Source organism: Kitasatospora cystarginea, assembly GCF_039533515.1.
Taxonomy (GTDB): domain Bacteria; phylum Actinomycetota; class Actinomycetes; order Streptomycetales; family Streptomycetaceae; genus Kitasatospora; species Kitasatospora cystarginea.
This window is the reverse complement of sequence record NZ_BAAATR010000004.1, coordinates 116,831-131,263: the sequence shown is the minus strand read 5'-3', so window position 1 is coordinate 131,263 and position 14,433 is coordinate 116,831. Positions and strand designations below refer to the sequence as shown.

Below are 14,433 nucleotides of genomic sequence, written 5' to 3'. Positions count from 1 at the left end.
CGGTGTGACCGGTGTTGTACGGGACCTGCCGCTCAGGCCGGCGTGACCTCCAGATTGCCGCCCTGCACCGCCACCTTGTACTCGGGCAGCGGCCTCGGCGCCGGACCGTCCTGGACGGCACCGTCCGCGATGGCGAAGCGGCTGCCGTGGCACGGGCACTGGATCTGGCCGTCGGCGACCTTGTCCACGACGCAGCCCGCGTGGGTGCAGACGGCACTGAACGCCTTGTACTGGCCGGCGGTCGGCTGGGTCACCACGATCTTCTTCTCGCGGTAGACCGTGCCGCCGCCGACCGGGACGCCCGAAGCCGGGCCGACGTCCACCGGCCCGGCCGGCTGGGAGGCACTCTTGGTCGAGGAGCCGCCCGCCTCGGAGGAGTTTCCCGCCCCGCCCGTGGAGGACGACGAGGCGCATCCGCTGACCGCGACGGCACCGCCGACGGCCAGGACGGCGCTCGCGCCGCACAGCAGCGTCCGGCGGGAGGTCTCGGGCAGGGCGGTGGTGGGGCTCTCGGAGGCCTCGGACATCGGTGACGTCTCCCTCGGGTGCGCGGGCTACAGGCAGGACCGGCCGCAGTCTATGCCCGCAGTCTTCGAACCCCGGACCGGCCGGGGCCGAGCCGGGTGGCCGGCCGCGCGCCCCCGCGCTGCTCCCGACTGCCCCGAGCGTGCACACCCGGGGCGGCCGGGAGCACCCGACCGCGCGGAGGCCGCTGCGGGGGCGCATTGGCCTACGCACGCGCCCCCGGGTAACCGCCCCCGGCGCCTACTTCTTCGCGACGGCCCGCTTCCGGGCGGCCTTCCTGGCCGGCGCCGGGGCGTCGACCTGGCCGTTGTCGAGGATGTCGCGGAGGAACTTCCCGGTGTGGCTGGCGGTGACCGCGGCGATCTCCTCGGGCGTGCCCTCGGCGACCACGGTTCCGCCGCCGCTGCCGCCCTCGGGACCCATGTCCACGATCCAGTCGGCCGTCTTGATCACATCGAGGTTGTGCTCGATGACGATCACCGTGTTGCCCTTCGCCACCAGGCCGTCGAGAACCTTGATCAGCTTGCTGATGTCCTCGAAGTGCAGACCGGTGGTGGGCTCGTCCAGCACGTAGACCGTCCGCCCGGTGGAACGCTTCTGCAGCTCGGAGGCGAGCTTCACGCGCTGCGCCTCGCCGCCCGACAGCGTCGGCGCGGACTGCCCGAGCCGGACGTAGCCGAGGCCGACGTCGTTGAGCGTCCTCAGGTGGCGGGCGATCGCCGGGACGGCCTCGAAGAAGTGCAGCGCCTCCTCGATCGGCATGTCCAGCACCTCGGCGATGGACTTGCCCTTGTAGTGGACCTCCAGCGTCTCCCGGTTGTAGCGGGCGCCGTGGCAGACCTCGCAGGGGACGTAGACGTCCGGCAGGAAGTTCATCTCGATCTTGATGGTGCCGTCACCGGAGCAGTTCTCGCAGCGGCCGCCCTTGACGTTGAAGGAGAAGCGACCGGGCAGGTAGCCCCGGACCTTCGCCTCCTGGGTCTCCGCGAAGAGCTTGCGGACGTGGTCGAAGACACCCGTGTACGTCGCCGGGTTGGAGCGCGGGGTGCGGCCGATCGGCGACTGGTCGACGTGCACCACCTTGTCCACCAGGTCGGTGCCGGTGATCCGGGTGTGCCGGCCGGGGACGCTGCGCGCGCCGTTCAGCTCGCGGGCGAGGTGGGTGTAGAGGATGTCGTTGACCAGGGTGGACTTGCCCGAGCCGGAGACACCGGTGATCGCGGTGAAGGTGCCGAGCGGGAAGCCGACCGTGACGTCCCGCAGGTTGTGCTCGCGCGCGCCGTGCACGGTGAGCTGGCGCTTCTTGTCCCGGGCCCGGCGCGCGGCCGGGATCGGGATGGAGCGCTTGCCCGCCAGGTACTGGCCGGTCATCGAGTCGTCGTTGACCAGCAGTTCCTTCAGGGAGCCGGAGTGCACCACCTTGCCGCCGTGCTCACCGGCGCCGGGGCCGATGTCGACCACCCAGTCAGCGGTCTTGATGGTGTCCTCGTCGTGCTCGACCACGATCAGGGTGTTGCCGATGTCGCGCAGCCGGACCAGGGTCTCGATCAGCCGGTGGTTGTCCCGCTGGTGCAGACCGATGGACGGCTCGTCCAGCACGTACAGCACACCGACCAGGCCGGAGCCGATCTGGGTGGCGAGCCGGATGCGCTGGGCCTCACCGCCGGACAGGGTGCCCGCCGCACGGTTGAGCGAGAGGTAGTCCAGGCCGACGTCGACCAGGAAGCGCAGGCGCTCGTTGACCTCCTTGAGCACCCGCTCGGCGATCTGCTTGTCCCGCGCGGTGAGCTTCAGCGCGCCGAGGAACTCGGCGCAGTCGCTGATCGACATCGCGGAGACGTCGGCGATCGACTTGCCCTCGACGGTGACCGAGAGGATCACCGGCTTGAGCCGGGAGCCCCCGCAGGCCGGGCAGGGCACCTCGCGCATGTACCCCTCGAAGCGCTCACGGCTGCTGTCGCTCTCCGCCTCGGAGTGGCGGCGGGTCACGAACGGGATCGCACCCTCGAAGGAGGTGGTGTAGGAGCGGTCGCGCCCATAGCGGTTGCGGTAGCGGACCTCGATCTGCGTCCTGTGCCCGTGCAGCAGCGCCTTGCGGGCGCGGGCGGGCAGCCCGGCCCAGGGGATGTCGGTGCGGAAGCCCAGCTCACCGGCGAGCGCGTCGACCAGGCGCTGGAAGTACTCCTTGGTGTGGCCCTGGGACCAGGGGTGGATCGCGCCGTCGTCCAGCGAGCACTCCGGGTCGGGGATGACCAGCTCGGGGTCGACCTCCATCCGGTTGCCCAGGCCCGAGCACTCCGGGCAGGCGCCGAAGGGGGAGTTGAAGGAGAAGGAGCGCGGCTCCAGCTCCTCGAAGGAGACGTCGTCATAGGGGCAGTAGAGGTGCTCGGAGAACATCCGCTCGCGCTCCGGGTCGTCCTCTGGGAGGTCGACGAAGTCGAGCACCACCATGCCGCCGGCCAGCCCCAGCGCCGTCTCGATCGAGTCCGTCAGGCGGCGCTTGGCGCTCTCCTTGACGGTGAGGCGGTCGATGACCACCTCGATGGTGTGCTTCTCCTGCTTCTTCAGCGCCGGCGGCTCGGTCAGCTGCACCGTGGTGCCGTCCACCCGGGCGCGGGCGTAGCCCTTGGACTGGAGGTCGGCGAAGAGATCGACGAACTCGCCCTTGCGCTCGCGCACCACCGGGCTGAGCACCTGGAACCGGGTTCCCTCGGCGAGTTCGAGCACCCGGTCGACGATGGCCTGCGGGGACTGCTTGGCGATCGGGCGGGCGCAGTGCGGGCAGTGCGGCTTGCCGATCCGGGCGAACAGCAGGCGCAGGTAGTCGTAGACCTCGGTGATGGTGCCGACCGTCGAACGCGGGTTGCGGTTGGTGGACTTCTGGTCGATCGAGACCGCCGGGGAGAGGCCCTCGATGAAGTCCACGTCGGGCTTGTCCATCTGGCCGAGGAACTGGCGGGCGTACGAGGACAGCGACTCCACGTACCGCCGCTGGCCCTCGGCGAAGATCGTGTCGAAGGCCAGCGAAGACTTGCCGGACCCGGAGAGGCCGGTGAACACGATCAGGGAGTCCCGCGGCAGGTCCAGCGAGACGTTCTTGAGGTTGTGCTCGCGAGCACCGCGGACGATGAGGCGGTCTGCCACTGCTTCTGGCGCCTTTCCCAAGGGAGATGGCTTCGACGACTGCGCAGCCGGCCGGCGTGGGACCGGCTCCATAGTCAAGCGAGCAATCGAGTGATTTCTTCCAGCTTGCCGCATGTCAGCCTATAGCTCATGCGTTCGATTATCGAGCCTGTCCAGCCGGGATCACCCGAACGAGTGATGAGCCTCCGGCTCCACCCTTCCCCCGCCTGCGGAAACCCCCTGCCCAGCACCCAGGTGGGCCGGTAGCGTCACCCGCGTCAACGAGCAGACACCCGTCCGGGCAACGCTCGAAACCGGCACCGCACTGGAGGAACCCATGGCCGAAGCCGAGACCGTCGCCACCGCGCTGCAGACCGTCGCGGAGTCCACCGAGCGCCTACTGCGCACCGTCGCCGAGCTCGACCCCGCCCGCGTCGACGAGCCGTCCGCGCTGCCCGACTGGAGCCGCGGCCATGTGCTGGCCCACCTGGCCCGGAACGCGGACTCCCTGGTAAACCTGCTGGAGGGCGCCCGGACCGGCCGGGACATCCCCCAGTACGCCAGCGAGACGGCCCGCGAGGAGGGCATCCGCACCGGCGCACCCCGCCCGTTGGCCGAGCAGCTCGCCGACCTCCGGGCCAGCGGCGAGCGGTTCACCGCGGCCGCCGCCAGGATGTCCGAGGCCGACTGGAGCGCCCCGGTCCGGCACCGCAGCGGCGCGGTCTTCCCGGCCCGGCAGTTGCTCGCCAAGCGCCGCCAGGAGGTGGAGTACCACCATGTCGACCTCGCCGCCGGCTACACCCCCGAGCACTGGCCCGAGGACTTCGCCGTCGCCGAACTGCTCCGGCTGGCGGGGCAGTTCGGCGTGGAGTCGGTCCCGGCGGTGCTACTGGTGGCCGAAGACAGCGGTACCCGGGCGCAGCTCGGCCCCGTCGGCGCGGCGGCCGGCCTGACCATCGAGGGCCCGGTCCGGCGGATCACCGCCTGGGTCTCCGGCCGCTCGGCCGGAGACGACCTCCGGGTCCACCGGGGCGGCCAGCCGGTGCCGGGCGCCGCCCGCGCCCTGCCGGAGCTTCCGCCGCTGGGCTGAGCAGGCCATGATGCAGATGAGCGGCAGGACGGGTGCTCGGCGCGAGTGCCCGGGACCGAATCGACGAGGAGCAGCGACGCGATGACGTACCACGGAGCGGTGAAGGTCGGCGGCCCGCCGGACGTGCGGGAGCTCGCCCATCTGATGATCACCAAGATCGCGGTCGGCCCGTTCGAGAACAACGCGTACCTGCTGCGCTGCCGGGCCACCGACGAGCAGTTGCTGATCGACGCCGCGGCGCAGGCGCCGGTGCTGCTGGAGTCGGTCGGCGAGCAGCTGGCCACCGTGGTCACCACCCACCAGCACCACGACCACTGGGGCGCGCTCGCCGACGTGGTCTCCACCACCGGCGCCCGGACGGCGGCCGGCCGGATCGACGCGCCGGGCATCCCGGTGCCCACCGACGTGCTGCTGGACGACGGGGACGTGCTGCGGGTCGGCCAGGTCGAGCTGCGGGTGCGCCACCTGGTGGGCCACACCCCCGGCGCGATCGTGCTGGTGTACGACGACCCGCAGGGCCACCCGCACGTGTTCACGGGGGACTGCCTCTTCCCGGGCGGGGTCGGCAACACCCAGAAGGACCCGGCCCGGTTCGCCAGCCTGTTCCGTGACGTCAAGGAGAAGATCTTCGACGTCCTCCCGGACGAGACCTGGGTCTACCCCGGCCACGGCAACGACACCACCCTCGGCGCCGAGCGCCCGCACCTCGACGAGTGGCGCGAGCGCGGCTGGTAGCCCGGCGGGCCGCAGCGGCGGAACGGGGCCGCCCCGACACTCCGGGTGGAAGTCGGGGCGGACCCGTTCGTTCGGGCCGGGCCGGGCCCGGTCAGACGCCTGTGCGCTCGTGCCGCCCGGCCCGCTCGGACCGCTCGGCCGACGCCGCCTTCCGGGAGGAGAGCAGGCTGGTGGCCGTGGTCACCGCGAGGACCAGCACGATGAAGCCCAGCGAGAGCGGGATGCCGATCTCCGGTACGTGGACACCGCTCTCGTGCAGCGCGTGCAGCACCAGCTTCACCCCGATGAACCCGAGGATCACCGACAGCCCGTACGAGAGGTGGACCAGCTTCTTCAGCAGGCCGCCGATCAGGAAGTACAGCTGCCGCAGGCCCATCAACGCGAAGGCGTTGGCGGTGAAGACGATGTACGGGTCCTGGGTCAGGCCGAAGATCGCCGGGATCGAGTCCAGCGCGAAGAGCAGGTCGGTGGTGCCGATGGCGAGCATCACGATCAGCATCGGCGTCATCAGCCGCCGACCGTTCTCCCGGACGAAGAGCGCGGTGCCGTGGTACCCGTCCGTCGACGGGAAGCGCCGCTCGATCGACTTGAGCAGGCGGTTCTCCTCGTACTCCTCGTCCTCCTGGTCGGCGCGGGCTTCCTTGACCAGCTTCCAGGCCGTCCAGACCAGGAAGGCGCCGAAGAGGTAGAAGACCCAGGAGAAGGTGGTGACCAGGGCGGCGCCGCCGGCGATGAAGACCGCCCGCAGGACGAGCGCGATGATCACGCCGACCATCAGTACGCGCTGCTGGTAGATCCGCGGCACCGCGAACTTGCTCATGATCAGAATGAACACGAACAGGTTGTCCACGCTGAGCGACTTCTCGGTGATGTATCCGGCGAAGAACTCACCGGCGGACTGCGCACCCGAGTGCCACCACAGAAAACCGCCGAACAGCAGCGCCAGGGCGACCCAGACCACCGTCCAGGTTCCGGCCTCCTTGACGGAGACCTCGTGCGGCTTCCGGCCGCCGATGAAGAAGTCGGCCACGATCAGGGCGATCAGCACACCGATGGTGCCGGCCCAGAGGCCCACGGAAACGTCCATTTCTGAGTCCTCCGGCGAGTAGGCGAGTCAAACACGTCACTGCCGGAGGTCTCTTCCGCCTGTGTGCTCCCCCACACGGAGCACACGGGCCAGTGCCCCGGGGCGCGCAACCCCAGGGGAAGGGGGCGCCCGTGCTGACGGGACATCTGCGAGGGAATACTCCCCTCCGCTGCCGTCAACACTAACAGAAATTCCAAGAGATGGTAAAGAAGGTAAAGAACCCTCCGAGGGGGACGGCGGCTGACGAAACGACCGGATGAGGGGGCCGACCGCGGATCGACTACAGGTACGGCTCGATCGCGGGCAGCAGGTCCTGGAAGGTGCGGGACTTGGCCGGGGCCCCGATGGCCTGCATGCCCCAGCCGCCCGGCTCGCGGAAGACCTTCGCCATGATCTGGCCGGTGTGCGGGCCGCCGCCGGTCAGCTCGTAGCGCGCCAGCTCCTGGCCGGTGGCCTCGTCCACCAGGCGGCAGTGCGCGTTCCGCACCTCGGCGAAGGTCTGGCCGGTGTAGGAGCTGACGGTGAAGACGATCTGGGTGATGTGCGCGGGGACCTGCATCAGGTCCACCAGGATCGACTCGTCGTCGTCACCGGCGCCCATGCCGCCGACCAGGTTGTCGCCGGTGTGCCGGACCGAGCCGTCGTTGCTGGTCAGGTGCTGGAAGAAGACTACGTCGGAGGGAGTCTTCTCGGCGTAGAGCAGGGCAGAGGCGTCCAGGTCGATCTCCCGCCTGCGCAGGCCGAACAGCCCGCGCTTGGGCGCGGCCGCCCAGCCGAGGCCCATCCGGACCAGGGTCAGCGTCTCCCCCTGGCCCTTCTGCAGACTGACTCGTTGGCCCTTCGCCAGATTCACCGACACGGCACTGTCCTCTCTCTCCTCAGCCCGGCGGGCGGGTCACCCGCTGCGGCTGCACGGCGGAACACCCCGTTGCCGTCCCCCGGCTGAGGCCCCCAAGGTGTGCGTCTCCCCCGCCGGCCGGTGCCCGCACAGGCCCCGCGCCCGCGAGGGAGTACCCGCAGGCCACCCTATGGCCTGCGGGTACACGGCTGTCGATGGCCTACCCGCTCACGCCGGGCCCGAGACCCGGGCGGCAGCACCAACTCAGGCCATCCCGGCCTCGCGCATCTGACGCAGCTCCTTCTTCAGCTCGCCGATCTCGTCCCGCAGCCGGGCCGCGACCTCGAACTGCAGCTCCGCCGCGGCGGCGTGCATCCGGTCCGTCAACTGCTGGATCAGATCCGCCAGTTCGGCGGCCGGCAGGCTCTTGGCCGATGTGCGGTCGCCGCCCCGCGCGGGCACCGGCGCGCCCTTGCCCTTGCCGGCGCCCCGGTAGCCGGTGGCGAGCAGTTCCTCGGTGTCCAGGTCCTCGCGGGCCAGGGTGTCCAGGATGTCGCCGATCTTCTTGCGCAGCGGCTGCGGGTCGATGCCGTTCTTCTCGTTGTACGCCTGCTGGACGGCGCGGCGGCGGTTGGTCTCCTCGATCGCCAGCTCCATCGCCGGGGTGATCCGGTCCGCGTACATGTGCACTTGGCCCGAGACGTTGCGGGCGGCGCGGCCGATGGTCTGGATCAGCGAGGTGCCGGAGCGCAGGAAGCCCTCCTTGTCCGCGTCCAGGATCGCCACCAGGGAGACCTCGGGCAGGTCCAGGCCCTCGCGCAGCAGGTTGATGCCGACCAGCACGTCGTACTCGCCGGCCCGCAGCTCGCGCAGCAGCTCGACCCGGCGCAGGGTGTCGATGTCGCTGTGCAGGTACCGGACCCTGATGTCGAGGCCGACCATGTAGTCGGTGAGGTCCTCGGCCATCTTCTTGGTCAGCGTGGTGACCAGGACGCGCTCGTCCTTCTCGACCCGCTTGCGCACCTCGTGCACCAGGTCGTCGATCTGGCCCTCCGTCGGCTTGACGATCACCTCGGGGTCGATCAGACCGGTCGGGCGGATGATCTGGTCGACCACGCCGTCGCCGCGCGACAGCTCGTACTTGCCCGGGGTGGCGGAGAGGTAGACCGTCTGCCCGATCCGCCCCAGGAACTCCTCCCACTTCAGCGGGCGGTTGTCCATCGCCGAGGGCAGCCGGAAGCCGTGCTCGACCAGGGTGCGCTTGCGGGAGGCGTCGCCCTCGTACATCGCGCCGATCTGCGGGACCGTCACGTGCGACTCGTCGATCACCAGGAGGAAGTCCTCCGGGAAGTAGTCGAGCAGCGTGTTGGGGGCGGTACCGGGCTCGCGGCCGTCGAAGTGCATCGAGTAGTTCTCGACGCCGGAGCAGGTGCCGATCTGGCGGAGCATCTCGATGTCGTAGGTGGTGCGCATGCGCAGGCGCTGGGCCTCCAGCAGCTTGCCCTGCTTCTCCAGGGTGGCCAGGCGCTCCTCCAACTCCTTCTCGATGCCGTTGACCGCGCGCTCCATCCGCTCCGGGCCGGCCACGTAGTGCGAGGCGGGGAAGACGTAGACGGAGTCGTCCTGGCTGATGATCTCGCCGGTGAGCGGGTGCAGGGTGTAGAGCGCCTCGATCTCGTCGCCGAACATCTCGATCCGGACGGCGAGTTCCTCGTAGACCGGGAAGATCTCGATGGTGTCGCCGCGGACCCGGAAGGTGCCGCGGGTGAAGGCGACGTCGTTGCGGGTGTACTGGATGTCCACGAACCGGCGCAGCAGCGCGTCCCGGTCGATCTCCTCGCCGACCTTGAGCGGGACCATCCGGTCCACGTACTCCTGCGGGGTACCGAGGCCGTAGATGCAGGAGACCGAGGCGACCACCACCACGTCGCGGCGGGTGAGCAGCGAGTTGGTGGCCGAGTGGCGCAGGCGCTCGACCTCCTCGTTGATCGAGGAGTCCTTCTCGATGTAGGTGTCCGTCTGCGGGACGTACGCCTCGGGCTGGTAGTAGTCGTAGTACGAGACGAAGTACTCGACCGCGTTGTTGGGGAGCAGCTCGCGGAACTCGTTGGCCAGCTGGGCGGCCAGGGTCTTGTTCGGTGCCATCACCAGGGTGGGCCGCTGGAGCTTCTCGATCATCCAGGCGGTGGTCGCCGACTTGCCGGTGCCGGTGGCGCCGAGCAGGACGACGTCCTTCTCGCCCGCGCGGATCCGGCGCTCCAGCTCGGCGATGGCCGTCGGCTGGTCACCACTGGGCTGGTAGGGGCTGACGACCTCGAAGGGCGCCACTGTCCGTTCGATACTCGTGATGGGTCGCACGAGTCCACCGTACGACCCCCCACTGACAACGCGGGCCGTCTCCCGCTTTCCGGGCCCCAGACGCCCGGTTGCCGTGGCAACCGCCGAAGTCCTCCCCGTCCATCGCGCCCCCTCCTGGTCCCGAGCGTTGACGCTCCGGACCAGGAGGGGGCGCGGCGCTCAGGCCGGCTTGGAGCTGTCGCGGGCGAGCGCCACCAGCCGGGATATCGCCCGCAGGTACTTCTTGCGGTAGCCGCCGCGGAGCATGTCCTCGGTGAAGACCTGGTCGAACGGCAGGCCTGAGGCGGTGATGGGCAGCTCGCGGTCGTACATCCGGTCGGCGAGGACCACCAGGCGCAGCGCGGTGGACTGGTCCTCGACCTGGTGGACGCCGCGCAGGAAGACCGCGTGGACGTCGTCCAGCAGCGCGCCGTAGCGGCTGGGGTGGACGGCCTTGAGGTGCTCCAGCAGGTCGTCGAAGCCGTCCAGTGAGGCGCCCGGGGTGCGCCGGGCCCGCTCGGTGACCACCTCGTCGGTGTACGGCGGCGGGGCCTCGGGCAGGCCGCGGTGGCGGTAGTCCTGGCCGTCGATCCGCAGCGGGCGGAAGTGCGCCGACAGGCCCTGGATCTCGCGCAGGAAGTCGGCGGAGGCGAACCGGCCCTCGCCGAGCTTCTCGGGCAGGGTGTTGGACGTGGCGCAGAGCTTGACGCCGTTCTCGACCAGCCGGCTGAGCAGGGTGGAGACCAGCACGGTGTCGCCCGGGTCGTCCAGCTCGAACTCGTCGATGCACAGCAGCCGGTGCCCGGAGAGGGTCTCCACCGCGCCCTTGAAGGTGAGCGCGCCGACCAGGTTGGTCAGCTCCACGAAGGTGCCGAAGGCCTTCGGGCCCGGGGTGGCGTGCCACAGCGAGGCCAGCAGGTGGGTCTTGCCGACGCCGTAGCCGCCGTCGAGGTAGATCCCGGCGGGGCCGCTGGGCGCGGGGGCGGAGCGGCGGAACCAGCTGCGCTTGGGAGCGGTGCCGGCGCTGTTGAGCGACGCGGCGAACTGCTCCAGCACCTGGACGGCCTCGTACTGGCTGGGCTGGGAGGTGTCCGGCAGGTAGCTGCCGAAACTGACGTCGGCGAAGCGCGGCGGCGGCACCATCTCGGCGACCAGCCGCTCGGCGGGCACGACGGGCCGGCGGTCGGTGAGGGCGACCGGGCCGGTGGTGGCTATGGCACCGGCTGTTGCCGGAGTGGCCGTGGTGTCGGGATGTGAGGCAGCGGGCACGTCAGTAAAGGGTACGCGCCCCCGTGGAAGACTCTGTCCCATGCATCGACTGATCAGCCCGCTCGGCCCGCCCCAGCAGGACGTCCGGTCCCTGGAGGAGCTGGCCGCCGTCTACGCGTACCCCGAACAGGTCCGGCAGGGCCGCCCCTGGCTGCGGGCCAACATGGTCGCCTCGCTGGACGGCAGCGCCCGGCTGGAGGGGCTCTCCGAGGGCCTGTCCGGCGACGCCGACAAGCGGATCTTCGGGGTGCTGCGGGCGCTGGCGGACGTCGTGCTGGTCGGCGCCGAGACGGTCCGCGCCGAGGGCTACCGTCCGGCCCGGGCCCGGGACGCCTTCGCGGCGGCCCGCCGGGAGGCCGGGCAGGCACCGGCGCCGGCCATCGCGATCGTCTCCCGCAGTCTGCGGCTCGACCTGGCCGCGCCGCTGTTCACCGAGCCGGTGGTCCGCACGGTGGTGATCACCACCGAGGACTCCCCCGCCGACGCCCGCCGCGCGGTGGCCGAGGTCGCGGACGTGGTCGTCGCGGGCGAGCGGTCGGTCGACGTGCGCCGGGCCCTCTCCGCACTCACCGGGCGGGGCTGGACCCGGCAGCTGACCGAGGGCGGTCCGCGGCTGCTCGGCGAGCTGACGGCGGCGGGACTGCTGGACGAGCTCTGCCTGTCGCTGGCCCCGCTGCTCGCCGGCGGCGACGGCCCGCGGATCGGCTACGGCGGGGAAATGCCTGGCGTACAGCGGATGCGGCTGGTGTCATTGATGGAGCAGGAAGGTTTCCTCTTCACCCGGTATCTGCGCTCGGCCTCTCCGGCCTCCCCGTCCCTTCCCGACCCGGCTCCGGACTCGGCCGGGTGACCCGGCCCGTACGTGGCTCATGTGGCCCGTGTGCAGCGTGAGGAAAGCATCCGCCGGGCACTATGAGGTGGGGGAACCGGACCCGGGGGCCTGCAACTGCGAAGGGACTCACGTGTTCAAGACGGTACTGATGATCGAAAAAGCGCTCTCCGACGCCGACGTGGACCTGGTCACCACGCTCCACGGGGAGGAGCAGGTCTCCTTCGTCGTCCTGATGCAGCCCCGCGGCAAGCAGGACGAACTGCTCCGGGCCCTGGACGACGTCGCCCTCGGCCACCTCGACCGGGCGGTGCACGAGCGCGAGGAGTCCCAGGCCCCGACCGTCGCGAGCGAGTCCCTGGAGCACAGCCTGCGCCACCTGCGGGAGGCCGGAGCCGAGGCGACCGGCGAGGTGGTGGAGGAGAACCCGCTGAACCGGCTGCGCGAGGTGGTGGAGCAGAGCGACGCCGACGAGGTGCTGGTCCTGACCTCTCCGCACTTCGTCGAGGAGTTCTTCCACCGCGACTGGGCCTCCCAGGCCAGACACAAGGTCGGCGTCCCGGTACTGAAGCTGTTCGCGAGCGACTCCTGAGGGTCCCCGTCCCGGTAGTGCAGAATCGTCCTTGCGGACCGCCCGCAGGGGCGATTCGCGTTCTGCCATGCCGCCGGCCCCACTCGGCCACACCCGCCGGCCCGATTTTGTACGGAGCACGCCTTGAACGACGCCGCGCACGACCTGCACGCCCCGCACTTCATCGGCATCGGCGGCGCCGGGATGTCCGGGCTGGCGAAGATCCTCGCGGTCCGCGGCGCCAAGGTCTCGGGCAGCGACGCCAAGGAGTCCGAGACCGTCCTGGCGCTGCGCGCGCTCGGCGCGGAGGTCCACGTCGGCCACGCCGCCGAGAACCTGCCGGCCGGGGCCAGCAACGTGGTGGTCTCCAGCGCCATCCGGCACGACAACCCGGAGCTGGCCGCCGCCCGCGAGCGCGGCATCCCGATCGTGCACCGCTCCGACGCGCTGGCCGCGCTGATGGGCGGCCGCCGGGCGCTGGCCGTCGCCGGCACCCACGGCAAGACCACAACCACCAGCATGCTCGCCGTCAGCCTCGCCGAGCTGGGCCTCGAACCCTCGTACGCGATCGGCGGCGACCTGGACGCACCCGGCTCCAACGCCCACCACGGCGCCGGTGACATCTTCGTGGCCGAGGCCGACGAGAGCGACCGCAGCTTCCACAAGTACGCCCCCGAGGTCGCGATCATCCTCAACGTGGAGCTCGACCACCACGCCAACTACGCGTCGATGGACGAGATCTACGAGTCCTTCGAGACCTTCGTCGGCCGGATCGTGGCCGGCGGCACCCTGGTGATCTCCGCCGACCACCCCGGTGCCCGCGAGCTGACCGGCCGGGTGCGCGGCCGCGACGGGCTGAACGTGGTCACCGTCGGCGCGGCCGAGGACGCCGACGTCCGGGTGCTCTCGGTGGTCCCGCGCGGCATGACCAGCGAGGTCACCGTCCTGCTGGACCGTGCCGAGCTGACCTTCACCGTCTCCGTCCCCGGCCGCCACTACGCGCACAACGCAGTCGCCGCGCTGGCCGCCGGCGTCGCGCTGGGCATCCCCGCGGCGGACCTGGCCAAGGCGATCGGCAGCTACACCGGCGTCCGCCGCCGCCTCCAGCTCAAGGGCGAGGCCGCGGGCGTCCAGGTGATCGACTCCTACGCCCACCACCCGACCGAGATGACCGCCGATCTGGAGGCGATCCGCGAGGCGGCCGGCGGCAACCGGGTGCTGGTGGTCTTCCAGCCGCACCTGTTCAGCCGGACCCAGCAGCTGGCCGAGGAGATGGGCCAGGCCCTGGCGCTGGCCGACGCCTCGGTGGTGCTCGACATCTACCCCGCCCGGGAGGACCCGATCCCCGGCGTCACCAGCGAGCTGATCATCGACGCGGCCCGCCGGGCCGGCGCCGAGGTCGCCGCCGAGCACTCCTTCGCCGCCGCCCCGGCGCACCTGGCCTCCCTCACCAGGCCCGGCGACCTGCTGCTCACCATGGGTGCGGGCGACGTCACCAACCTTGGACCGGCCATTTTGGAGAGCCTGCGGGGCCCGGCCCACCTCGCCGGCGTTGCAACTGACGCCTGACCGACGGACGAGGAGCACACGATGAGCTACGAGATCGAGAAGTCCGACGCCGAGTGGCGTGCGCAGCTGACCCCCGAGGAGTACCACGTGCTCCGCGAGGCGGGCACCGAGCGGCCGTTCGCCGGTGAGTACACCGACACCAAGACGGTGGGCGTGTACAGCTGCCGGGCCTGCGGCGCCGAGCTGTTCAGCAGCGAGACCAAGTTCGACAGCCACTGCGGCTGGCCCTCGTACTACGCGCCGCTCGCCGGGGACCGGGTGGAGTACCTGGCCGACGAGTCGCACGGCATGCGGCGGGTCGAGGTCCGCTGTGCGCGCTGCGGCGGGCACCTCGGGCACGTCTTCGAGGGCGAGGGGTACGGCACCCCGACCGACCAGCGGTACTGCATCAACAGCATCTCGCTGAGGCTCAAGCCCGCCGAGTAGGAAGCCTTCGCACGGGAGCTCTCAGGGTGCGGGA

At 70.9% G+C, this 14,433-nt stretch carries 12 protein-coding genes; 6 read left to right on the top strand and 6 right to left on the bottom strand.

The features are described from left to right. Positions 1 to 32: 32 nt before the first annotated feature. Together ABD369_RS06275 and uvrA are read right to left on the bottom strand one after the other, a co-directional pair. Positions 33 to 527 (bottom strand): Rieske (2Fe-2S) protein, encoded by a 495-nt coding sequence (locus ABD369_RS06275; RefSeq protein ID WP_344635209.1) that lies wholly within the window; start codon positions 525 to 527, stop codon positions 33 to 35. Positions 528 to 765: 238 nt separating this feature from the next. Next, complete coding sequence (gene uvrA, locus ABD369_RS06270) at positions 766 to 3,669, bottom strand: excinuclease ABC subunit UvrA (protein WP_344635208.1); 2,904 nt, start codon at positions 3,667 to 3,669, stop codon at positions 766 to 768. A gap of 316 nt (positions 3,670 to 3,985) precedes the next feature. On the opposite strand from uvrA, the gene ABD369_RS06265 reads away from it, so the two are divergent. Further along, a complete protein-coding gene (locus ABD369_RS06265) occupies positions 3,986 to 4,738 on the top strand; it encodes a maleylpyruvate isomerase family mycothiol-dependent enzyme (RefSeq protein WP_344635207.1) in 753 nt (250 codons plus the stop codon). An 81-nt stretch (positions 4,739 to 4,819) separates the two neighbouring features. Next, on the top strand, positions 4,820 to 5,473 hold the full coding sequence (locus ABD369_RS06260; RefSeq protein WP_344635206.1) for an MBL fold metallo-hydrolase: 654 nt from the start codon (positions 4,820 to 4,822) through the stop codon (positions 5,471 to 5,473). A 91-nt stretch (positions 5,474 to 5,564) separates the two neighbouring features. Here ABD369_RS06260 and ABD369_RS06255 read toward each other — a convergent pair whose 3' ends face one another. From ABD369_RS06255 to zapE, 4 genes are all read right to left on the bottom strand, one after another. Next, positions 5,565 to 6,560 (bottom strand): TerC family protein, encoded by a 996-nt coding sequence (locus ABD369_RS06255; protein ID WP_344635205.1) that lies wholly within the window; start codon positions 6,558 to 6,560, stop codon positions 5,565 to 5,567. Positions 6,561 to 6,840: 280 nt separating this feature from the next. Further along, positions 6,841 to 7,419, bottom strand: a complete 579-nt coding sequence (locus ABD369_RS06250) for a TerD family protein (RefSeq protein ID WP_344635204.1) — start codon at positions 7,417 to 7,419, stop codon at positions 6,841 to 6,843. A 243-nt stretch (positions 7,420 to 7,662) separates the two neighbouring features. Then, the gene (gene uvrB / locus ABD369_RS06245) at positions 7,663 to 9,756 is read right to left on the bottom strand and encodes an excinuclease ABC subunit UvrB (protein WP_344635203.1); all 2,094 of its coding nucleotides are present in this window, start codon (positions 9,754 to 9,756) and stop codon (positions 7,663 to 7,665) included. 159 nt (positions 9,757 to 9,915) lie between these two features. Further along, positions 9,916 to 11,046 carry a cell division protein ZapE gene (zapE, locus tag ABD369_RS06240; protein WP_425557548.1) on the bottom strand — a complete coding sequence of 377 codons (1,131 nt, stop codon included), beginning with the start codon at positions 11,044 to 11,046 and terminating at the stop codon, positions 9,916 to 9,918. Between zapE and ABD369_RS06235 the strand changes: the two genes are divergently transcribed. The 4 genes from ABD369_RS06235 to msrB all read left to right on the top strand — a co-directional run bounded on the left by ABD369_RS06235 (position 11,045) and on the right by msrB (position 14,399). Then, positions 11,045 to 11,854: a pyrimidine reductase family protein gene (locus tag ABD369_RS06235; RefSeq protein WP_344635202.1), complete on the top strand. Its 810-nt coding sequence runs from the start codon at positions 11,045 to 11,047 to the stop codon at positions 11,852 to 11,854. The two genes, zapE and ABD369_RS06235, sit on opposite strands and share 2 nt — an antisense overlap. 112 nt (positions 11,855 to 11,966) lie before the next feature. Further along, positions 11,967 to 12,425: an indole-3-glycerol phosphate synthase gene (locus ABD369_RS06230; RefSeq protein ID WP_344635201.1), complete on the top strand. Its 459-nt coding sequence runs from the start codon at positions 11,967 to 11,969 to the stop codon at positions 12,423 to 12,425. A 123-nt stretch (positions 12,426 to 12,548) separates the two neighbouring features. Beyond that, the gene (murC, locus tag ABD369_RS06225) at positions 12,549 to 13,973 is read left to right on the top strand and encodes a UDP-N-acetylmuramate--L-alanine ligase (RefSeq protein ID WP_425557547.1); all 1,425 of its coding nucleotides are present in this window, start codon (positions 12,549 to 12,551) and stop codon (positions 13,971 to 13,973) included. Positions 13,974 to 13,994: 21 nt separating this feature from the next. After that, entirely contained in the window at positions 13,995 to 14,399 is a 405-nt protein-coding gene (msrB, locus tag ABD369_RS06220) for a peptide-methionine (R)-S-oxide reductase MsrB (RefSeq protein ID WP_344635200.1), read from the top strand. Positions 14,400 to 14,433: the final 34 nt, after the last annotated feature.

Bases quoted from the DNA above. Each gene is read 5' to 3' on its own strand.
- ABD369_RS06275 (WP_344635209.1), bottom strand. From the start codon at position 527: ATGTCCGAGGCCTCCGAGAGCCCCACCACCGCCCTGCCCGAGACCTCC.
- ABD369_RS06265 (WP_344635207.1), top strand. From the start codon at position 3,986: ATGGCCGAAGCCGAGACCGTCGCCACCGCGCTGCAGACCGTCGCGGAG.
- ABD369_RS06260 (WP_344635206.1), top strand. From the start codon at position 4,820: ATGACGTACCACGGAGCGGTGAAGGTCGGCGGCCCGCCGGACGTGCGG.
- ABD369_RS06255 (WP_344635205.1), bottom strand. From the start codon at position 6,560: ATGGACGTTTCCGTGGGCCTCTGGGCCGGCACCATCGGTGTGCTGATC.
- ABD369_RS06235 (WP_344635202.1), top strand. From the start codon at position 11,045: ATGCATCGACTGATCAGCCCGCTCGGCCCGCCCCAGCAGGACGTCCGG.
- zapE (WP_425557548.1), bottom strand. From the start codon at position 11,046: ATGGGACAGAGTCTTCCACGGGGGCGCGTACCCTTTACTGACGTGCCC.
- msrB (WP_344635200.1), top strand. From the start codon at position 13,995: ATGAGCTACGAGATCGAGAAGTCCGACGCCGAGTGGCGTGCGCAGCTG.